Annotated in this window: 17 protein-coding genes; 6 read left to right on the forward strand and 11 right to left on the reverse strand. The window is 70.7% G+C overall.

Going from position 1 to position 19,792, the window contains the following annotated elements; genetic code table 11:
• Positions 1 to 31: 31 nt before the first annotated feature.
• The 6 genes from ACZ4N5_RS33560 to ACZ4N5_RS33585 form a co-directional block, all read right to left on the reverse strand.
• The gene (locus tag ACZ4N5_RS33560; RefSeq protein WP_467760795.1) at positions 32 to 1,231 is read right to left on the reverse strand and encodes an amino acid kinase family protein; all 1,200 of its coding nucleotides are present in this window, start codon (positions 1,229 to 1,231) and stop codon (positions 32 to 34) included.
• Complete coding sequence (locus ACZ4N5_RS33565) at positions 1,228 to 2,277, reverse strand: aspartate-semialdehyde dehydrogenase (RefSeq protein WP_467760796.1); 1,050 nt, start codon at positions 2,275 to 2,277, stop codon at positions 1,228 to 1,230. Before ACZ4N5_RS33565 ends, ACZ4N5_RS33560 begins: the two co-directional genes overlap by 4 nt.
• Positions 2,278 to 2,307: 30 nt before the next feature.
• Positions 2,308 to 3,282: a GlxA family transcriptional regulator gene (locus ACZ4N5_RS33570; protein WP_467760797.1), complete on the reverse strand. Its 975-nt coding sequence runs from the start codon at positions 3,280 to 3,282 to the stop codon at positions 2,308 to 2,310.
• 105 nt (positions 3,283 to 3,387) lie between these two features.
• Positions 3,388 to 3,882 carry a LuxR C-terminal-related transcriptional regulator gene (locus tag ACZ4N5_RS33575; protein ID WP_467760798.1) on the reverse strand — a complete coding sequence of 165 codons (495 nt, stop codon included), beginning with the start codon at positions 3,880 to 3,882 and terminating at the stop codon, positions 3,388 to 3,390.
• 86 nt (positions 3,883 to 3,968) lie between these two features.
• On the reverse strand, positions 3,969 to 5,426 hold the full coding sequence (locus tag ACZ4N5_RS33580) for an aldehyde dehydrogenase family protein (protein WP_467760799.1): 1,458 nt from the start codon (positions 5,424 to 5,426) through the stop codon (positions 3,969 to 3,971).
• 44 nt (positions 5,427 to 5,470) lie between these two features.
• Positions 5,471 to 6,778 (reverse strand): hydroxyacid-oxoacid transhydrogenase, encoded by a 1,308-nt coding sequence (locus tag ACZ4N5_RS33585; RefSeq protein WP_467760800.1) that lies wholly within the window; start codon positions 6,776 to 6,778, stop codon positions 5,471 to 5,473.
• 368 nt (positions 6,779 to 7,146) lie between these two features.
• Between ACZ4N5_RS33585 and ACZ4N5_RS33590 the strand changes: the two genes are divergently transcribed.
• The 5 genes from ACZ4N5_RS33590 to ACZ4N5_RS33610 all read left to right on the forward strand — a co-directional run bounded on the left by ACZ4N5_RS33590 (position 7,147) and on the right by ACZ4N5_RS33610 (position 13,502).
• On the forward strand, positions 7,147 to 8,439 hold the full coding sequence (locus ACZ4N5_RS33590) for an ATP-grasp domain-containing protein (protein ID WP_467760801.1): 1,293 nt from the start codon (positions 7,147 to 7,149) through the stop codon (positions 8,437 to 8,439).
• Position 8,440: 1 nt separating this feature from the next.
• Entirely contained in the window at positions 8,441 to 9,703 is a 1,263-nt protein-coding gene (locus tag ACZ4N5_RS33595; protein ID WP_467760802.1) for an ATP-grasp domain-containing protein, read from the forward strand.
• Entirely contained in the window at positions 9,700 to 11,037 is a 1,338-nt protein-coding gene (locus ACZ4N5_RS33600) for an MFS transporter (RefSeq protein WP_467760803.1), read from the forward strand. Before ACZ4N5_RS33595 ends, ACZ4N5_RS33600 begins: the two co-directional genes overlap by 4 nt.
• Before the next feature lie 90 nt (positions 11,038 to 11,127).
• Positions 11,128 to 12,486: a M20/M25/M40 family metallo-hydrolase gene (locus ACZ4N5_RS33605; RefSeq protein ID WP_467760804.1), complete on the forward strand. Its 1,359-nt coding sequence runs from the start codon at positions 11,128 to 11,130 to the stop codon at positions 12,484 to 12,486.
• Positions 12,483 to 13,502, forward strand: coding sequence for a class I SAM-dependent methyltransferase (locus tag ACZ4N5_RS33610; RefSeq protein WP_467760805.1), 1,020 nt, complete (start codon positions 12,483 to 12,485; stop codon positions 13,500 to 13,502). Before ACZ4N5_RS33605 ends, ACZ4N5_RS33610 begins: the two co-directional genes overlap by 4 nt.
• 175 nt (positions 13,503 to 13,677) lie before the next feature.
• Here the strand turns inward: ACZ4N5_RS33610 and ACZ4N5_RS33615 are convergent, their stop codons facing one another.
• The 5 genes from ACZ4N5_RS33615 to ACZ4N5_RS33635 all read right to left on the reverse strand — a co-directional run bounded on the left by ACZ4N5_RS33615 (position 13,678) and on the right by ACZ4N5_RS33635 (position 18,789).
• Positions 13,678 to 14,787, reverse strand: a complete 1,110-nt coding sequence (locus ACZ4N5_RS33615; protein ID WP_467760806.1) for a M14 family metallopeptidase — start codon at positions 14,785 to 14,787, stop codon at positions 13,678 to 13,680.
• A gap of 102 nt (positions 14,788 to 14,889) precedes the next feature.
• On the reverse strand, positions 14,890 to 15,657 hold the full coding sequence (locus ACZ4N5_RS33620) for a hypothetical protein (RefSeq protein ID WP_467760807.1): 768 nt from the start codon (positions 15,655 to 15,657) through the stop codon (positions 14,890 to 14,892).
• A 10-nt stretch (positions 15,658 to 15,667) separates the two neighbouring features.
• Positions 15,668 to 16,396, reverse strand: a complete 729-nt coding sequence (locus ACZ4N5_RS33625) for a hypothetical protein (RefSeq protein WP_467760808.1) — start codon at positions 16,394 to 16,396, stop codon at positions 15,668 to 15,670.
• Positions 16,397 to 16,417: 21 nt separating this feature from the next.
• Complete coding sequence (locus tag ACZ4N5_RS33630; RefSeq protein WP_467760809.1) at positions 16,418 to 17,506, reverse strand: hypothetical protein; 1,089 nt, start codon at positions 17,504 to 17,506, stop codon at positions 16,418 to 16,420.
• A 197-nt stretch (positions 17,507 to 17,703) separates the two neighbouring features.
• On the reverse strand, positions 17,704 to 18,789 hold the full coding sequence (locus ACZ4N5_RS33635) for a hypothetical protein (protein WP_467760810.1): 1,086 nt from the start codon (positions 18,787 to 18,789) through the stop codon (positions 17,704 to 17,706).
• A 398-nt stretch (positions 18,790 to 19,187) separates the two neighbouring features.
• On the opposite strand from ACZ4N5_RS33635, the gene ACZ4N5_RS33640 reads away from it, so the two are divergent.
• The gene (locus ACZ4N5_RS33640; protein WP_467760811.1) at positions 19,188 to 19,739 is read left to right on the forward strand and encodes a glycoside hydrolase family 25 protein; all 552 of its coding nucleotides are present in this window, start codon (positions 19,188 to 19,190) and stop codon (positions 19,737 to 19,739) included.
• The last annotated feature ends 53 nt before the right edge of the window (positions 19,740 to 19,792 follow it).

The following is a 19,792-nucleotide window of genomic DNA, read 5'->3' on the forward strand; positions in this document are numbered from 1 at the left end:
CGGGCCGGGCGCCGCTCGGCCCCGGCCCCCGTCAGTCCGGCCGCTTGTCCTCGGCGGCGGGTACCGGGCCCGAGCCGACCAGGACGTCGCTGTGCGGGGAACGGGCCTTGGCCGGCGGGGGCACGGCCGCTCCATGGGCGCCCGCGGGGTCCGGGTACAGCAGCCCGTGGCGTCGGCGGGCCTCGGCCGCCGCGTCGGAGCGTGGCACCGCGGTGTGCTCGGCCCGGCCGTCCGCCCGCAGGGTGGTGACCAGGCACAGGTCGCCGAGGCGGCGCGCGCTCCGCACATGCCGGGCCGCGCCCCGCGCCCCGGTCGGCACCGTCAGACACGCCTCGCTCGCGATGTCGAACTCGGTGACCGTCAGGCCCTCGGCCCGCAGCCGTCCCCCGACCGCCAGGCGTTCCCGGCCGGACCGGAAGGACCACACGTCGCTGTCCTTGTGCACGACGACCGCGGCCGCCTCCGGGCCCCTCCCGACGGCGGTCCCGCCTCCCGGGCCCTCGCTCCAGGGAAAGGGCCGGCACAGCAGCCGCACCCCGCCGCGCTCCGCCCAGTCCACGGCGCCCTCGTGGACGACCTTGGCGCCGTGCCGGGACATCCGGCGCACTCCCTCGTAGCTGATCCGGGAGAGGGTGCGGGCCTCCGGCACCAGGTAGGGGTCGGCGGTGCAGACACCGGGCACGTCGGAGAAGAGCTCGCACGTGTCGGCGCCCAGCGTCGCGGCCGTCGCCGCCGCCGAGAGGTCCGAACTGTTGCGGCCCAGCATGACGGTCCGCCCGGCCGCGTCGACCGCCTGGCCGCCGGGGACGACCGCGATCGGGCATTCGGCCAGCGCCCTGGACAGCGCCTCGGGACGGGCCGAGACGAGTTCCGCCCGGTCGCCCGGCCCCTCGGCCAGGAGCCCGGTGCCCGCCGCCGGCAGCGGGCACGCGGGCACACCCTCGGCGTCGAGCGCGGCCGCGAGCAGGGCGACGCTCACCGTCTCGCCGGCCGTCAGGAGCATCGCCGCGGCCTGGGCGGGCGGGTCGGCGGCCAGAGCGTCCAGGGTCTGCTGGAGTCTGCCCGTCGTACCGGACATCGCGCTCACCACGACGACCAGCGGGCGCCTGTCCTCGCCGCTGCGGCGCACCACGTACCGGGCCACGCGGTGGTAGCCGTCGAGATCGGCGAAGGCGGAGCCGCCGAACTTCAGCACCAGCGGCCGCCTGTCCGGCATGTGACGGCCCGTCATCCCAGCCACCCGTTCTTCGCGGCGAGTTCCACGATCTGCAGCGCGTTCAGCGCGGCCCCCACCCACAGGTTGTCGGCGACCACCCAGAGCGCCACCGCCCGGTCGTCCTCCGGCTCGACGCGTATGCGGCCGACATGGACCAGGGCCCGTTCCTCGGGCCCGGCGAAGACCGTACGGGGCATGGGGTACGAGGGGTTCTCCGAGCGGCGGTAGACCCGCAGGCCGGGCGTCGCGGCCAGGGCCGCCTCGACGGACGCGGTCGTCACGGGCTCACGCAGCCGCAGGTGCGCGGCCTCGGAGTGGCAGTCGAAGACCGGCACCCGCACCGCGGTGGCACTCACCCGCAGGTCCGGCAGGCCGAGGATCCTGCGTGGTTCGCGGACGAGTTTGCGTTCCTCGTGCGTGAACCCGGTGTCGTCCTGCAGCCCTATCTCGGGGACGAGGTTGAAGGACAGCGGCTGCCCGAAGCGCCCGCCGGGGGTGCCCTGCGCACGGGGGTCGTCCAGGATGTCCCTCGAGCCCTCCGCCAGTTCCCGCAGACCGCGCACACCGCCGCCGGACGCCGCCTGGTAGGTCGCCACCACGACGCTCTCCAGACCCGCCAGTTCGTGCACCGGGTGCAGGGCGCGCACCAGTTGGATGGTCGAGCAGTTGGGGTTGGCCACGAGGTTGGACGCCGGCCGGTCGTCGAGCGCACCGGGGTTGACCTGGGGGACCACGAGCGGGACGTCGGGCCGCATCCGGAAGGCCGAACTGTTGTCGACGACCAGTACCCCGGCCGAGGCGAGCCGCTCCGCCTCCCGGCCGCTCACCTCCGCGCCCGCGGAGAAGACGGCGACATCCAGACCCCGGGGGTCCAGGTCGTCCAGGGTGACCAGGTCCGCCATGGGCAGGGCCAGCGCCAGTTCGGTACCCAGGTCCCGGCCGACGCTGCGCGCCGATCCCACGGGCACCACCTGTTCCACGGGCACGATCCCGCCGTCGAGCAGGGCCAGGCATTCCCGGCCCACCGCTCCGGTGGCGCCGACTACCGCGATGCGCAGCATTCCCGTCCTCCTGTCGCCCCGTGCGGGGGCTCAGTGCGTGGTCGTGTCGGGTAACCGGCCCCGGAAAGCACGCCGGTACGCGTTGGGCGTGGTGTTGAGGAAGTGCACGAACTGGTACCGCAGGGCGGCCGCGTTGGCGAATCCCGTGCGGGCCGCCACCGCCTCCATCGTCTCGTCGGTGTTCTCCAGCAGCCGCTGGGCACTCAGCACCCGCTGGGCCAGCAGCCACCGGTAGGGCGTGGTGCCCGTCTCCGCCCGGAAGCGGCGGGCGAAGGTGCGCGGCGACATGCAGGCCCGCGCCGACAGCTGCTCGACGCTGATCTCCTGGTCCAGGTGCCGCTCGGCCCAGGTCAGCACCTCGCGCACGCCGTCCTCCCCGTACTGCGCCACGGGCCGTTCGATGTACTGGGCCTGGCCGCCCTCCCGGTGCGGGGGCACGACCATGCGCCGGGCGATGGCGTTGGCGACGTCGCTGCCCTGGAGCTTGCGCACCAGGTGGAGGCAGGCGTCGATCCCCGCGGAGGTACCGGCCGAGGTGAGGATCGGGTCCTCGTCGACGTAGAGCACTCCCGGTTCGACCTGGGCCTTGGGGTAGCGCTCGGCGAGCGCGTCGGCGTACCGCCAGTGGGTGGTGCAACGCCGTCCGTCGAGCAGCCCCGCGGCGCCCAGCACGAAGGCCCCGACACAGACGCTGACCACCCGGGCCCCGCGGGCCACCGCCTGGCGCAGGGCCTCCAGAAGAGCGGGCGGAAAGTCCCGGGTGTGGAAGTCGTCCCCCACCGGAATGGCGATGAGATCGGCCTCCTCCAGCCGGTCGAGCCCGTAGGGCGTGCTGATGGTGAACCCCGGCACCGCCCGGACCGACGGGGATTCCGCGGCGACGAGCGCGAAGTCGTACGCGGGCAGCCCCTCCTCCCGGCGGTCGATCCCGAATACCTCACATACGACACCCAGCTCGAAGGGATGGACATTGTCGAGCAGGACCGCGGCTACGTTCTTCAGCATGTGTTCCAATGTGGCAGTAATACATGGTGTTCTGACAGTCCCTCCGCTGTCCCATGACCGAATCAGCCCTCATACTCACGGCATGGACCCTGAAGCGGTCAGGATTCACTCACTCGCGCTCATAGGCGGAGACACGCCGCTGACGGGCCCGCCAATGGACACGATCCCGCTGCGGATGCCCATGACGACGGCTTGCGTCCGATCGGACGCGCCGACCTTCATGAAGACCGCGGACAAATGGTTCTTCACCGTCTTCTCGGATATGCCAAGCGCCTTGGCCACGCGCCGATTCGAATTTCCCTGGGCGATAAGCACCAGAATTTGTCGTTCACGGGCCGTCAGCAGGGAGAGTGCCTGCCGTGTCGCGAGCACCTCCTCGGAGGGCGGCGGGGCGGCGACGGCCGTCCGCCGGCCGTCGGCCCATAAGTCCTCGATCAACTGCTCCTGGGCCTCCAAGGCATCCTGCGCCTCGCCCAGGGCCTTGTGCACCTTGGCGACGCCTTCGGCCAAGGCCGTCACGGGCTGCGTCGGCGCCCCGCAGACCTCGCAGCACTGCCGACCCCTCAACTCCTCGACCGACCCGCGCGCAACTGGCGACATCAGATGAACTCCCTCCACCGATGTGAATTGACCGAACCGCTCTTCTCCGTAGGGCCGAGGGCTTGCGGGAAAATCGACGCACCGGGTCAGGAAGGAAGCTCCGCGTGGATCGCCACCGTCTTGCACCGCGTGTATTCGCGCAGCGCCTCCAGTCCTTTCTCCACTCCGATTCCCGAGCGCCGGTAACCGCCGAACGGCAGCTCGACTCCCCCGGCCGCGCTGTAGTTGTTCACGAACACCTGGCCCACCCGGAGCCGCTGGGCGAGCCAGTGGGCGGTGGTCACGTCGGACGTCCACAATCCGGCGGCCAGTCCGTACGTCGTGTGTTCCGCGAGTCCGACCGCTTCCTCCAGCGAGTCGAAGACCGAAACACACAGGACCGGACCGAATATCTCCTCGTTGAACACCCGGTGTTCCGGGGTGACCTGATCGAGGATGGTCGGCTCGACATAGAAACCCTCGCCGTACGCGTCCCCTCGGGGTACTCCACCGCCCGCGCGGACCACGGCGTCCCGTCGGCCCTCGGCCAGGTAGCCGAGCACCCTGTCGCGCTGTTTCGCGGAGATGAGCGGTCCCATGTCGGGATCGCTCGCCCCCGGCCCGAGGGTCAGGGCGCGGAACCGTTCGACGAGCGCGTCCACCAGTTCGTCGTGGACGGACCGGTGGACGAGCAGCCGGCTGCCGGCCGAGCAGTTCTGCCCCGCGTGCTCGGTGATCGACTCCACGATCTGCGGCACCGCGCGGGCGGCGTCGAAGTCGGGGAGCACGAGGTGCGGGGACTTGCCGCCGAGCTCCAGGGTGACCGGCACGATGGTGCGCGCCGCCGCGCTCATCACGGCTTCGCCGACCTCCCGCGAACCGGTGAAGGCCAGGCGGTCCAGGTCGGGATGCGCGGCGAGTGCGGCGCCCGCTTCCGCTCCGTAGCCCGGCACGATGTTCAGGGCCCCCGTCGGGAGTCCCGCTTCCTCAACGATGTCGGCCAGCCGGAGCGAGGTCAACGGCGCGTCCTCGGCCGGCTTGAGGACAGAGCAGTTTCCGGCCGCGAGGGCGGGCGCCAGGGTTCTGGCCGCGATCTGCAGCGGGTAGTTCCACGGAATGATGTGCCCGCACACGCCATAGGGTTCGCGCAGGGTGAAGGCCAGCCGGCCCGGCTGCTGCTGGATCGTTTCGCCGCCGAGCGCCTCGACGGCGTTGGCGTAGAAGTCGAAGTACCGGGCGGCGACCTCGGCGTCGACCAGCGACTGGCTGAGCGGCTTGCCGGTGTCGAGCGTCTCCAGTGCGGCGAGCTCCTCGCGCCGGGCGCGCAGGACCTCGGCGATGCGATGGCAGACCCGCGAGCGCTCCACCGGCGCGGCGAACCGCCACACCGTCTCGTAGGTATGGCGGGCCGCCTCCACGGCCGCCTGGACCTCGGCCGGGCCACAGCGGGCGACGCGTGCGAAGGGGTGGCCGTTCGACGGATCGAGGACCTCGATCCACCGCGCCGTGGGAACCTGCTTCCCCGCGATGACAGCCCTGTATTCCGGTATTGATGCATCACTCACGGGTGCATCCAGCTCCTCGGCGTGGGGGGCGCGCTGCTTCGGTGTCAGGAGGCCATCGAACCGGCGATCACCCGCCCGAGATCACGTGAGGCGACGTCACGCGGGCAGCACACCAGCAGCCGCCGCTGTTTGAGCGCGCCTTCGACGAGTTCGGGGAGATCCTTCGTCGAGTAGCCGAAGTCCCGCAGTCCGGCGGGTCCTCCGGTGTCCGCCACGATGCTCAGCAACGTGGCCGGAAGCACGTCCGAACCGTTCGCCTCGGTCACGCCGTTGAGATTGGCTCCGAGCAACTCGGCGGCGCGCAGATGGCGTTCGGGAGACGTCGGGTAGGTGAACTCGAAGGCCGCCGCCGCGGTGGAGACGACCGCCGCCCCGTGCGGCACCATGGCGTGGTCGACGTCGTACCCGTCCGGCCGGTAGTCACGCACCATCCCGGCTATGGGATAGGCGCAGGCATGCGGAATGTGGGTTCCGGCGTTGCCGAATCCCATCCCCGCGAAGCTCGCCGCCCGGCTCATTCCGGTACGGGCCTCCAGATCGGCGGAGTTGAGCACGGCACGCCTGAGGTAGCGGCCGACCAGCTCCAGCGCCTGTTCCGCCCACACGTCGCTGATCGGATTGGCGCCGATGTACAACGGCCGGTCCTCGGGCGTGGGGTACGGGGGACGCCGGTCGTAGGCGCGGGCCGTGTACGACTCACAGGCGTGCGTCAGGACGTCGTACCCCGAGGAGGCCGTGACCGCCGGGGGCAGCGTCAGGGTGTTCGCCGGGTCGACGAGGGCCAGCGAGGGCATCAGCCGCAGGTCGCTGATGCCCGTCTTCACGTTCAGGCCCGTCACACCGAGGGCGACCATGGCGGTGCACTCACTGCCGCTGCCGGCCGTGGTGGGCACCGCCACCAGGGGTTTGAGCGGGCCGGGAATCGGGGCTCCGGCGCCGATCGGCGCGTTCAGGTAGTCGCTCACCGGGCGGCCGGGGTAACTGAGCAGCAGGTTCAGCATCTTGGCCGTGTCGATCGAGCTGCCGCCGCCGAGACCGACATAACCGTCCACCTGTAGGGCTTCCAGTTCACGGGCCGCCTCGGAGCAGCTCTCGTCGGTGGGTTCCACCCGGGCCCGGTCGAACAGCGTGACCGAGATCCCCTCCTGCTCGATCTGCTTGGCGACACGGGCCGGCAGGCCGAGACCGGCCAGGACGGGATCGGTCACCAATAGCACCGACGCGATGCCGGCCCTGCGCAGTTCGTGGCCGATTTCCCGGGTTGCACCGACACCGAATTTCAGCGGTGGAGCCTGCCAGCTGACTATTCGTTCATGCTCCGGTGCTTCTCCGCCCCACCCGAGCGATTCCACAGTCCGTCCCCGCCTTCATTGGCTTGACATGGAAATCCGACCGAGAAATTGACATGGCGAACGGCGACGCGCCCAGACGTCTCGGCCGACGCGGCGAATCGACGTCGCCTTCACACAATTTTCGACCGGGCGAGGGCCAGAGTAGCCAGTCGGCCTGGGACCCGCCATAGGCCCCTTGCCCTATGACAGAAACGACTCAATCGCTACCATTGGCGCATATCGGAAGGCAGCGGACCAACACCTCTGTTCCGGCCCCGACAGCAGGCCGGTGTCACGCCCGCCCCCCGGGCGCCGACTGGCAGTAAATCGTGGATGTGTGTCAGTTCCGCCACTGTCGCCGCGGGTGCCCCGGCCAGCAGAGTTGAGTCATGAAGTCCACTGGGCGGCGGCATGTGATCGTCGTAGACGGCTACCACATCAGGGACGGCGACGACCGGGGCTTCGCCAGCGCCTTCCGGGCCCGGGGCGTGCTGCCGGTCACCGTCATGAGCACCCCACAGCCGCTGGCGAAATTCGTCAAGAAGAACATCTGGTACCCCGACGACTTCGAGGCCGTGCACTATTACGACGGCGACTTCGAGGCCATGGTGAAACTCGTCGAATCCTACGACCCGGTGGGCATCGTCACCGGGAACGAGAGCGGTGTCGAATTCGCCGCCCAGCTCGTCGAACGCCTCATGCCACAGTTCCAGAATGTACCCGGAAGCGCCAAGTGCCAACGCCACAAAGGGGAGATGGCCCTCGCCCTGGAGCGTGCCGGTGTTTCGGGTCCGCGCACCCTGTCGACCGCCGACCCCGCCGAGGCCGCCGCCTGGATCGAGGCCACCGGGCTCACCGACCGGCCGCTCATCCTGAAGCCGCCGCACAGCGCCGGGACCGACAACGTGCACTTCGTGCCGGCCGGCGGCGAATGGCTCGGCTACTTCACCCACATACTCGGCCAGGTCAACGGGTTCGAACTCCGCAACGACACCGTCATCGTGCAGGAGTTCCTGGAAGGGCCCGAATACATCGTCGACCTGTACTCGGTGGACGGACGGCACGGTCTGGTCGACACCTGTGTCTACGCCAAGCACGACCGGGGCCCCCGCATCGGCATCTACGACGTCGCCGACTTCCTGGCCCCCGACCACCCCGACGTGGCGGTCCTCGCCCCGTACGTGATGCGCGCCGCCGACGCGGTCGGCATCCGCAACGGCTCCACCCACGCCGAAGCGATCATGACGGCGGACGGGCCCCGGCTGGTGGAGCTGGCCGCCCGCTACTCGGGCAGCTGCATGATGATCTCCGGGTCCCTCGCCACCGGCGACAACCAGATCGAGCGCACCGTACGGCACGTCCTCGACGGCGAGTTCGTGCCGTCCTTCGAGCTCGTCAAAGAGGTCCGCACGCTCTGGCTCTGCTCGGACCGGTCCGGCCCCGTGCGGAACATGGAGATCCTCCAGGCGATCGCCGACCTGCCCACCACGTTCTCCATGTCGATCCCGCCCGAGGGCAGGGACATGCCGGTCACCAACGACGTGACCACCAGCCTGGGCTGGGTCGTCCAGGGCGCCGACGACTGGGACGCCATCGAGAAGGACTCGGCCCGCATCCGCGAGCTGGAACGAGCGTGGAACGCGGCCGCGCAGGACGCGGCCGGCACCGGGGGGACCGCCTGACATGCAAGGCCAGCTGTACGGGGCCCGTGTGCCCCACCTTCTGCTCATCTGTCCGCGCCACGACATCCTGGGCAAGTTCGTCGGCCTGCCGGTCGCCCTGACCGTGGTCCACCGCCCGGGCGGGGACCGGCAGTTGGAGGAGTCGCTCGCCCTGGCGGTGGTCGACGCCGACTTCACCGACCCGCGGGCGCTGCTCACCGTCGCCCGCGAGGTGCACGCCCGGCGCCCCGTGGACGCGGTGCTCGGGCTCACCGAGCTCTCCCTGCGCCCGGCGAGCGTGGTGGCCGAGGCACTGGGCGCGCGCGGCAACTCGCCCACCACGCTCGCCCTGACCCAGGACAAGGCCGCCATGCGCGGACACCTGCGGGACCACGGCCTCGGTACGGTCGCCCACCAGGTGTGCGCCACCGTCGACGAGGCCCGCGCGCTGCTCCGCCGCTGCCCGACCGGCGTGATCCTCAAACCGGTCGACGGCAACGGCGGAACGGGCGTGCATCTCGTGCGTACCGAAGGGGAACTGGCCGAGGCGTGGGCCTGGACCAGCGGTGCCAGAACCGGTTTCGCCTGGCCGCAGGGCGAGTCCGCGTCCACGGTGCTGGCCGAGGAGTTCCTCACCGGCCAGGAGTTCAGCGTCGAGTCGCTGTCGGCCGCCGGACGCCACCGGGTCCTGGCGGTCACCCGCAAGCACACCTCGGGCGGCCCGCACTTCGTGGAGACCGGCCACGACCTGCCCGCGACCCTGCCGGCCGACCGGTACCGGATGCTCGTCGACGCGGCGCTGAACGCCCTGGACGCCGTCGGCTACGCCTGGGGCCCCTGCCACACCGAGGTGATGCTCGCCGAGGACGGCGAGCGCGCCACCGTCGTCGAGATCAACGCCCGGCAGGGCGGCGACCAGATCTGGGAACTGGTCCACCACGTCACCGGCATCGACATGCTGCAGGGCGCCGTCCTCGCCCTCGCCCACGGCGTGCTGCCGGGGCCCGGAGCGGGCCACGCGGGCGGCGCCTCGATCCGCTACCTCACCCCACGGCCCGGCCGGGTCACCGAGCTGACGGGCGTGGCCGACGCGCTGGCCATGGAGGGGGTGATCCGTATCGGTGAACTCCCGAAGGTCGGGGACGAGTTGGTGTCACTCGGCGACTCCTGGAACCGGGCCGGGCATGTCGTCGCCGCGGGCCCCGACCCCAAGGCCGCCGCCGACGCGGCCGACGCGGCGGCCGCCCGGATCGCCATCCACACCGACGAGGAGGCCGCGCGGTGACACCCGAGAAAGGAGACGGGGTGACACTCGCCGGGAACTCCGGAACGGAGTCGGAGCACACGCCGAAGGCGCGGACCGGCCGATTCGTCACGGGCCGGGGTCCGGCGTACGTCGTCATCCTCGGCCGCTTCACCACCAACATCGGCTTCTTCATGGTCGTGCCGTTCCTCGCGGTGCACCTGACCAAGGACGAGGGGCTGAGCAGTTTCCAGACCGGTCTGCTCTTCGCCGTCATGGAATTCACCCGGCGCGGCCTCGGCATCCCGTCCGGCTGGGTCAGCGACCGCTTCGGTGCAGCCCGGATCCTGACCCTGGGTCTCGCCGTCGAGGCGGGCGCGTACGTCGTGTTCACCGTGGCGGGCGGCAGCGTCCTCGTCTGGGGCGCGGCGGTCGCGCTGCTCGGCATCGGCGGCTCCCTCAACAACAACGGCGCCCGCAGCGTCCTCGCCTCCAGCAAGTCCGGCGGGGTCGCGGCCAACCTCAGCCGCTACTACGTGTCCATCAACGGGGCCGCCCTGATCGGGCCGCTGATCGGCACCGCGCTGATGGCGGCCGGCGCGATGAAGGCCGGGTTCCTGATCGCGGCCGCGCTGCACCTGGCCTTCGCCGTGACCTCGGCCGTGCTGCTGCGCGGTCTGCACGCCACGAACGCGGCGCCCATCAAGGCCGCCGCCATGGCCGAGGCGCTGCGCGACCGCCCACTGATGATCTTCTGCTCGCTCGCGGTCGGCGGCTGGTTCCTCATCACCCAGTACCGGGTCGCGCTGCCGCTGACCGTCGTCCACCAGAAGCTCTCCTCCGACCTGGTCGGCCCGCTCACCGCGGGCAACGCGGTCGTGGTGATGCTGACCGTGTGGCTGCTCGGCTCGCGCATCGAGAAGCGGTCCACGATCGGCCGCCTCGACATGTTCATCGCGTCCGGAGTGCTGCTCGGCGGCGGCTGGCTGCTGTGCTCGGTGGACGGGATCAGCCCGATCGTCGCCGCCGTCATCGTCACCTCGATCGGCGAGTCACTGTTCTGCGGCGTGGTCGACGCGGTCGTCGCGGGCCTCGCGACCGAGGGCCGTACCGGCCTGTATCTGGGCTACTCCACGATGGCCTGGGGCGTCGGCGGCATGCTGGGCGGCTTCGTCGGAGGCGGCTTCGACCTGGCCGTCGGCCACGGCGCACTGCCTCTGTTCTGGCTGGTGCTGGCCCTCGTGGGCATCGGGTACGGGGCGGGCACGCGCGTGGTGCGCCGCTCGCTCGCCGAGGCGGTGGAACGGCGCAGGACCCCCGCGTCGGCCCCGGCCGACACACCGTCCCCCGCCGACACGCCGTCGCCGTCCGGCTGACCGGCCCCGCCGGACCCAGGTCCGCGCGCCTCGGGCATTCGCACGCAACGACCCGGAACACCCACAACCACCGACCGAGAAGGAGGCCGCATGCCGCCCAAGGCATTGCGCGCACGGGTGCACGAACTGATGGGCCGGGCTCAGGAGGACCTGCGGGACCTGGTCGCGCACCGGTCCGTCGCCGACCCCCGGCAGTATCCCGTGGAAGAGTGCGAGCGTGCCGCCGTGCAGGTGGCACGGCTGTTCACCGAGGCCGGCATCCCCGACATGCGTCTGCTGGACGCACCGGACGGCAGCAAGGCCGTGTTCGGTCATCTGCCGGCCGCCCCCGGCTTCCCCACCGTCCTCCTCTACAGCCACTACGACGTCCAGCCACCGCTCGACGAGCCGGCCTGGACCACCCCGGTCTGGACCCTCACCGAGCGCTCCGACGGCCGCTGGTACGGGCGCGGGGCCGCCGACTGCAAGGGCAACATCGTCATGCAGCTCACCGCCCTGCGGGCGCTCGGCGACCTGACCCGGCTCGGCGTCGGCGTCAAGGTCATCTCAGAGGGCGCCGAGGAGCAGAGCACCGGTGGCCTCGCCGCGCTGATCCGCGAGAACCCCAAACTCCTGTACGCCGACACCGTACTGGTGTGCGACACGGGCAACTCCGAGGCCGGGGTGCCCACGGCCACCACCGACCTGCGGGGCGTGGTGCACGCCACGGTCACCGTTCGCTCGCTGGCCGGGCCGGTCCACTCCGGCTCCTTCGGCGGGCCGGCCCCCGACCCGCTCAACGCGCTGATCGCGATGCTCGCCACCCTGCACGACGCGGACGGCAACACCACCGTGAACGGCCTCGACAACAGCGGGCGCTGGCAGGGAGCGGAATATCCCGCCGAGCGCTACCGCCAGGACATCGGGGTGCGCGACGGCGTCCGCCTGGTGGGCGACGGCAGCGTGGCGGACATGCTGTGGGCCAGGCCCGCACTGACCGTCGTCGGCATCGACTGCCCGCCGGTGGTCGGTTCGGCCCCCGCCGTGCTCGGCGAGGTCACCGCCAAGCTCAATCTGCGCATCCCCTACGGAACGGAACCGGACGCCGCCTGGCAGGCGCTCAGAGCGCACCTGGCGGAGACGGCTCCCTGGCAGGTCGAGGTGGAGACCGTCAGGCTCTCCTCCAGCCGCCCCTTCCGTGCGCGTACCGACGGCCCCGCCTACGCGGGTCTGGCGGAGGCGATGCGGGAGGCGTTCGGGCGAGAGCTGACGACCGCGGGGCAGGGCGGCTCGATTCCCACCTGCGACGCGCTGCAGGAGACCTTCCCGGACGCCGAGATCGCCCTGATCGGCGTCGAGGAGCCCCAGTGCCTCATCCACGCGCCCGACGAGAGCGTGGACCCGCAGGAGATCGAACGCATGGCGCTCGCCCTCGCGCTCTTCCTGGAGCCCACGGAGGAGCGGCCGTGACGAATCTGACGGAACGTCAAGTGACGTTCGGCGAGGCCGACATGGTCGACCATCTGCGTCGCCTGGGCCGGGCGGCACCCGACCTGCACGCGTGCGTCGACCCGGTACGGGCCCGGGCCTGGGCCCGTCGGCCGGCCCTGGCCGCCGACTTCAAGGACGACTTCGGCGAGGACGAGGACGGCGGCAGGGGCGCCTCCTACATCCGCGCGCAGGCCCGCAACCTCACCGCACGCGCCCAGGGCATCCACCATCTGCTCTCCCTGGTGCCGGCCCGGACCGACCGCCGGCCCGCCGTCGTGGTGGACGTGCTCGGCGGCGACGGTCTGGTCCGCAGGGTGGCGAACGCCCGACGTCTCACCGGCCTGTCCGTGCTGACCTGCGACGCGTCCCCGTACATGGTGCGCGCCGCCTGGGCGGCCAACTGTCCGGCGCTGGTGCAGCGCGCCGACCGGCTGCTCATGCGGGACGGCAGTGTCGACGCGGTCCTCGTCGCCTACGGATCCCACCACATCGCCGCCGAGGACCGCGCCGAACTCGTCCACGAGGCGTACCGGGTGCTGCGGCCCGGCGGAGTGCTGCTGCTCCACGACTTCCTCGTCGGGTCCCCGATGGACACCTGGTTCCGGGACGTGGTCGACCCGTACTCGCGAACCGGCCACGCCTTCGATCACTTCACCCGGGAGGAGATCCGGGGCTACCTGACGAAGGCGGGCTTCGAATCGGGTGAGGTGACCGAGATGGCCGATCCCTATGCCGCGACCGCGGCCACGGCCCGAGAGGCCGAACTGGAGCTGGGAAGCTACCTGTTGGACATGTACGGCCTCACCGGGATCGCGCGGGAACACCCGGCGGACGCCTCTCGCCACACCATCGAGCGGGCCAAGACGATCTTCCGCGACGAGCGCGCGGACGGGGCCCTGGAGACCTTCTCGGTCGCGTACGACCCCTCCGCCCGCGCGTGGAAGTGCACGGTGCCCAGAACGGCCGTGCTCGGAATCGGCCGGAAGGCCTCCTGAGGCCGGCGGTCGCACCCCGGTCGGATCGAGGCCGGGGTGCGAACCCCGGCCTGATCGGCGCGTCGGCGACCGCTGCGAGACCTGAAAGACCTGCGAGAGCTCCGGCACGGAACACGCCGTCGGCGACCACCTGGGGTGGTCGCCGACGGCGGTTACCGGGCCGGTGCCGGACGGGTCACCCGGCTTCCCACGGCTTCGCGTCGGCGAGGCCGACGAGGGCCTGGTCGAAGACCTCACGCGCCCGCTGGAGGACCTGCTCGCGCCAACGAGCGTCCTCCACGGGGCAGAAGGCGTCGCGGATCAGCCGCTTGAGGTCGGAGCGGACGGCGTCGGCCGGCGGATGGTGCCGGTGCAGCCAGGTGTCGGCGCACAGCGCCAGCAGCACCTCGGGGCCCGGCTGGGTGCCGAACTCCAGGGTGATCGCGGTCAGTCGGCTGCCCGCGCCGAGACCGTCAGCCACCGAGGTCGCCGTATTGCCCACGATCGGCGTGGAGGAGGAGGTGCCCTGCTCCGAGGCGGTGAGCGCGTCGCCGTACCACCGGCGGGCCCGCTGGTGGGCGTCGGCGTCGCGGCCACCGCGGAAGATGGGTTCGCCCACGCCGCGCTCGCCGAGCCCCGTGTGCAGGTCGATGTAGCCGACGTGGCCGGCACCGGCGATCTGCTCGGCCACCACCGTCTCGAACACCCGCCGGGACCAAGTCGGAGCGTGCCCGCCGTAGAACAGTCCGTCGGGGTGGCGGTACTGGCCGCGGGTCACGGCCTCCTGGAGGCGCTGCGGGCCGAGCCGGTCGCGGAGCGCGGTGAGGTTCGCGACCAGTTCGTGGGGCGCGAACCCGGTGACGTCCGCCGGCACCAGCGTGGGGTGCACGGCGTCGTAGGCGTCGTTGTGCGGCGGGGCGTCGTGGTCGACGAAGTTCCGGTTGAGGTCGATGTTGTCCTCGTTGACGCGCCGCAGATAGGCGAAGCCGTACGGGTTGAGGGAATGCACGAGCAGCACGCCGGTCGTGGGCCCGGCGGCAGCCTTCGCGACGCCTTCGCGCAGCAGGATGCCGGTCTGGCAGGCCGAGCCGCAGAAGCCCTCGATGCCGTGGGTCCCGGACACCGTCACCAGCAGCTTCGCCGGGTCGGGCGGCCCCAGGTACGCGGTGTCGACGCAGAGTTCGCCGCCGTCGGGCCCGCGGTGTCCGGGCAGGGTGAAGGTCCTCAGGCGTGCGCCCGCCTCCTCGGCGGCGCCCAGGAAGGCGGCGCGGGCCCGGGAGTAGTCGAGGGGAAATGTGTCCGCCATGCTGCCTCACGTTCCTGGAGTGCCTGGACTTCCCGGAGTGGTGCCGCGGGCGACGGGCCCGGAGCCTCGTACGGGGCGCCGGACCCGGCCGGTCGGGCGGGGTCAGCTCCGCCCGGAGGGCAACGGCACCCCCAGGGCCATGAGGATCGCGTGCGCCCCCGCCCGCGTGGGTACGTGCAGCAGGCACAGCACCCGGTCGCCCGGCTCCGTGTGCTCGGCGAAGTACCGGTTGGCCTCGGGCACATGGCTCAGCGGCCGCTCCCGGTAGAGGTCGAGCGGACGCCCGATGCCCGGGATGACTCCGCGCGCCGGGTCGAACGGGGCCCGGGGCGCGAGCGCCCCGGCCACCTCGGCCGCCAGGGCCTCCTGGCTGTCGTCCTTGCCCGCGAGGTCCGGGTACATGCTGATGTCCGGATGCCCGCTGAACGCCGACATCGCGCAGTGCACCACGGGGTTGTACGTCTTGAGCGCGATCACCTCGGGGAACGGGCGGCCGTCGGCGAGCAGCCGGGCGAAGTGCAGCGCCCAGCTCTCCTTGAAGATCGTGCCGTTGCGGTACGCGTCACCCACGAACTGGATCATGATGTGCAGGCAGGGCCGCCCCGACGGGATCTCCGCCCACCGGGAGGTGAGCAGCGAGACGACCCGGTCGCGCTCCCGGTCCACCCCTACGACGACGTGGTCGGCCTCGGTCAGCATCTCGCGGCGGAGCGTGAACAGCTGACGGGTGTGGAGCCCTGGCATGGCGAGGACCAGACCGTCCACGATCCACGTCTCGGTCTCGGTCGGCAGCTCCCGGCCGGGCGGCAGGGTCAGTACCTCGACCCTTCGCCGCCCGCCGGGCCGCGTGGCTCGCTCGTCGTCGGCCACCGCTGCCCGCTCAGACCTCGGCCGCAGTGGGCAGCGGAATCTGGGCGTCGCTCTTGCCGAGCACGGTGAGCTGGTGCAGCTCCACGAAGTAGAGCTTCCACAGCCAGTAGACGCTGTTGAGGTGCTCGACGACCTTCCGCTCGTCGGCCTCCGAGTGGATCAGCGTGGACAGCACGCGCCACACGAAGTCGTCGTGGTCGTCGTCGAGGTCGGTGTTGACGTGGGCACGGGCGCCCTTGACGTTCTCCTCGCCGAGGACGTCGCCCAGGTTGTCCAGCCAGTCGGGCTGGGTGCGCGTGGTGACGTACTCCACGAAGTACACGCTGGTGATCAGCGCCATCGGGCTGTCCTCGAACTCCATGCCGTACTGCAGGTATCCGGTGAGCAGCTTCGTGGAGAGCAGCGGCTCCGTGGAGTAGATCTGGTCCTTGGTGACTCCGACCTTGGCGAGGTCGGCGGCGAACAGCCGGTCGTGCAGCATCTCGTCGTCGGTGTAGTGCGCCCACGCCTTGGCCTGCACCGGGTCCACCTTGGTGAAGTACTTGATGGCCAGCGCGTCCACGGTCCGCTTGCGGCGCAGCCGCAGGATCGTCTCGATGTTGTGCCGCTTGTAGTAGTCGAGGTTCAGCTCGGAGGCGCTCTTCTGGTGCTGGGCGTACGGGACCGTCTCGTAGAAGTCCTTGATGAAGGTGTCGAGGACCGCGTCGACCTTCTTGCGCAGTTCGGAGTTGATCGTCATGGCGTGCTTCCCTCCTTGGGGTCAGTGACAGCCGCAGTTCGCGCTGGAGACGCGCTGCATCCGGCCACGGCGTACCGCCTTGCGGGCGCCGAGGACGGCGGTTCCGTCCGATGTCACCAGTGAGCTGCGGGGGCAGAGGAAGGCCAGGGCGAAGCGCGTGGCCGGCGTGATCCCCAGCCCGAGATTCACGACGCCGCCGGTGGCGCCGTACACCTCGTTCGGGCCGCAGTTCGCCGGGATGATCTCCGTGGTGGTGTTGATCCCGAAGCCGAGTTCCCAGATGACGCGGTAGCGCGGATCGTCCGTGAGGAGCTTCTCCAGCTCCACGGCGGCCGACGTCGCCCCCGGCGTCTGCGGCGTGACGCCCTCGATGGTTCCGGCGGCGATGTGCAGCGTCACGGCGTTGGAGACGAGCGGCGAGAGCGCTTCGAACAGCCGCTGCTGGTCGGCGTCGTCGGCCGGGTCCTGGTGGCGGTGGACGATCGGCCACCCGCGCAGGGTCAGGTCACCGTTGAGGCCGAGCAGCCGGGCCTCCGGTTCGAAGGTGGTGATCTCGGCGGCGGTGACGCTCAGCTTGCCCGAAGGGAAGATCTGCTGGTCACCCTCCTCCAGGACGCCCGCCTGCATGTTCCAGACGCACTCGCCGACCGTGTGGTCGAACTCGGCCTCGGTGCCGGAGGCGTCGTCGACGATCGTCAGCCGGTCGCTGTCGCCCACCAGGTCGAAGAACTCCTCGGCCACACGGGCGTGTTCGGCGACGTCGGTGCGGGCGGCGGTGCGCAGGAAGTAGCGGACGTGCTCGTCGGTCAACGGCGTGGACCCGGCCGGCAGCACGGCCAGCCTGCGCCCGCCCAGCTCCTGCGGGGTCGGCGAGTCGAGGAAGCGCCCGGGGCAGACCGCCAGCACGTGCGCGTCCGGGGGGACGCTGCCCGCGATCAGTTCACCCAGGCGCGTGCCGGGCGGGAGCGTCAGGTGGAGCGCGCGGGAGTACCCGTCACCGGAATTCAGGGAAAAGAGCTCGCCGCGCTGTTCACTCGTGATCAGACAGAAAGTCTCGACCGGCCGGCCAAACTGATCGAAGTCGCTTGTCGTGAGATCCAGCGATGGCACGGGTGCACTCCCTGTCGAAGACAAAATGGGAACCCCGCGGCGGGGTATCGTGAAATGCCCCGCCGCGGGTCGGTACTCAGCCCAGGAGCGTGCCCAGGTAGTTGCGGTTCTTCTGCACCTTGATCTTCTTCATGGGGAGTCACCTCCTGTTGGGTGTTATTTCCTTGCATTCACCCCGGCCGGGCGGTCGTGGTCCGCTATGCGGCGGGCACGACCCTCTCCACGGTGGGGTGGTCCGGGTGGCCGATCACCGCGACTCCATTACTGGTCAGCACGCGGGTGTCGGGCGAAATGATGTCCAGGTGGTACTGGGTGTACGGAGTGAGCCCGAGGCCGAAGTGCAGGCAGCCTTCCGTACCGCCGTACACCTCGTTCATGGCGTGGTTTCCGGGCAGGATGTCGTGCGAGGTGTTGAGGGCGTGGCCGATCTCCCACACGATCCGGTAGCGGGAGTCCACGGCGAACATCTGCTCGAGCATCGCCACGGCCGGCGCCGCTCCGGCGTCCAGCGCCTCCAGGCGCGTGATCCTGCCGTCCTCGACGATGGCCTTGATCGCGTTGTCGTGCATCGCCCAGAGCCGGGAGTGGATGCGGGCCTGGTCGGTGCGGGAGAAGGAGGGGGTGCCGTTGTGCAGGATCGGGTAGCCGCGCAGCGTGATCTCGCCCTCCAGCGGCAGCTTCAGGCCCTCGTCGAACTCCCTGATCTCGACCGGCAGCACGCTGATCTCACCGGACGGGACGATCTGCTGGTCGCCCCAGTCCAGCGGCCCGGCCTGCTGGTTCCACACCAGACCCTCGCGCAGATGATCGAGGGTGGCGCGGGTGCCGTGCACGGGGTCGACGTACACCAACTGGTCCGAGTCCTCGGCGAGTTCGAAGAAGGTGTCGCAGAACGCCGCCTGATCGGTCGCCGAGGTCCGTTCCATCACACCGAGGAAGTGCCGGATCTCGTCGAGGCCGGTGGGCGTCGAGTTGCACGCCATGCCCATGATCTTCCGCTGCCCCACCAGATCGGGGTCGGGTGATTCGAAGAACCTGTGCGGCGAGACCACCAGCACGTGCGCGGGTTCCGGGATCCTCTTTTCGAGAATTTCCTCGAACCGGTCTCCCGCGTCCAGCGTAATGGTGAGGAACTCCCGATACGGTGCCGTTTCGACGACTTCGATCCGATCCACCAGCTCGGAATTCGTGATCAGACAGAAGGTGCTTCCGGTGGCTTCCCCGAATTGGCTGAAGCGGCCGGGATCAATTGCTATCTGCGCGGACACGATCACTCCCGTCATGACCTTTACACGTTTTCTCGCCGTGGTCACCAATTTGACGGGTCGCAGGGTCGAAGGGCTATAGGACGATGGTCCCTGCCCCCTGTTCCGCGGCTGGTACTTCCGCCTGGATCCGCACTTGAGCGGGGGGCTGTACGGCTCCGCGCGGCTCCATCAGGCGCGGCCCGGCGCTGCTCGACAGACGCGGCTCGGCTCGCGTACCCGCGCCGGCCGTGACGCCCCGTGCGGGGCGGCGCGGGGGTGCCGGTCATGCGTGCGAGCGTGGAGGGGGCGAAGTGGGGGAATTTCAATGGCAGTTGTCCCCACGAACTGTCCCCCACGGACAAAGGCAGTTGATCCCCACGGACACCGGGCATCGCCCCGCGTGGTCCGCCCCCCCATGCACGGAGGCTCCACCCATGCTGCGAGGTATCGACGTCAGCGCCTACCAGTCGTCCGCGTACGGCACCACGGGCCTCTCCTTCGTCTTCGTCAAGGCGACGGAAGGCCGCTCGTACGTCAATCCGAGACTCACCGCACAGGCCAAGACCGCCCGCGACGCCGACTGCGTCGTCGGCTTCTACCACTTCCTGTGGCCCGGCAACATCACCGCCCAGGCCGCGTACTTCGTGAGCAAGGCCCCCGAGGGCGACCTGCTCGCCGTCGACTGGGAGACCACCGGCGACGGCACCCACGCGAGCAACGCGGAGAAGGACCGCTTCATCCGCAAGGTGAAGGAGCTGCGCCCGGACAACCGCGTGGTGCTCTACACCAACCGCGACTTCTGGCTGAACGTCGACACCACCTCGTACGCGGGCGACGGCCTCTGGATCGCCGACTACGTGACGGCCGGCAAACCCCGCATCAAGGCGAAGTGGCGCTTCCACCAGTACACCGACGAGCAGGTGGACAGGGACGTCGCGGACTTCGAGAGCGAGGCCGCCCTGCGCGCGTGGGCCGGCAGCGCCTAGATCCGCCTCACCCCGCACACCGAGCCACCCTCGTCGGCTCAAACGAGCGGCGA

The organism is Streptomyces sp. NPDC026500, from assembly GCF_055567635.1.

What these genes read in the sequence shown, in the direction of transcription:
- ACZ4N5_RS33635 (WP_467760810.1), bottom strand. Translation starts at nt 18,789, where the DNA reads ATGACGGGAGTGATCGTGTCCGCGCAGATAGCAATTGATCCCGGCCGC.
- ACZ4N5_RS33565 (WP_467760796.1), bottom strand. Translation starts at nt 2,277, where the DNA reads ATGCTGCGCATCGCGGTAGTCGGCGCCACCGGAGCGGTGGGCCGGGAA.
- ACZ4N5_RS33605 (WP_467760804.1), top strand. Translation starts at nt 11,128, where the DNA reads ATGCCGCCCAAGGCATTGCGCGCACGGGTGCACGAACTGATGGGCCGG.
- ACZ4N5_RS33625 (WP_467760808.1), bottom strand. Translation starts at nt 16,396, where the DNA reads ATGACGATCAACTCCGAACTGCGCAAGAAGGTCGACGCGGTCCTCGAC.
- ACZ4N5_RS33570 (WP_467760797.1), bottom strand. Translation starts at nt 3,282, where the DNA reads ATGCTGAAGAACGTAGCCGCGGTCCTGCTCGACAATGTCCATCCCTTC.
- ACZ4N5_RS33590 (WP_467760801.1), top strand. Translation starts at nt 7,147, where the DNA reads ATGAAGTCCACTGGGCGGCGGCATGTGATCGTCGTAGACGGCTACCAC.
- ACZ4N5_RS33615 (WP_467760806.1), bottom strand. Translation starts at nt 14,787, where the DNA reads ATGGCGGACACATTTCCCCTCGACTACTCCCGGGCCCGCGCCGCCTTC.
- ACZ4N5_RS33575 (WP_467760798.1), bottom strand. Translation starts at nt 3,882, where the DNA reads ATGTCGCCAGTTGCGCGCGGGTCGGTCGAGGAGTTGAGGGGTCGGCAG.
- ACZ4N5_RS33595 (WP_467760802.1), top strand. Translation starts at nt 8,441, where the DNA reads ATGCAAGGCCAGCTGTACGGGGCCCGTGTGCCCCACCTTCTGCTCATC.
- ACZ4N5_RS33640 (WP_467760811.1), top strand. Translation starts at nt 19,188, where the DNA reads ATGCTGCGAGGTATCGACGTCAGCGCCTACCAGTCGTCCGCGTACGGC.
- ACZ4N5_RS33560 (WP_467760795.1), bottom strand. Translation starts at nt 1,231, where the DNA reads ATGACGGGCCGTCACATGCCGGACAGGCGGCCGCTGGTGCTGAAGTTC.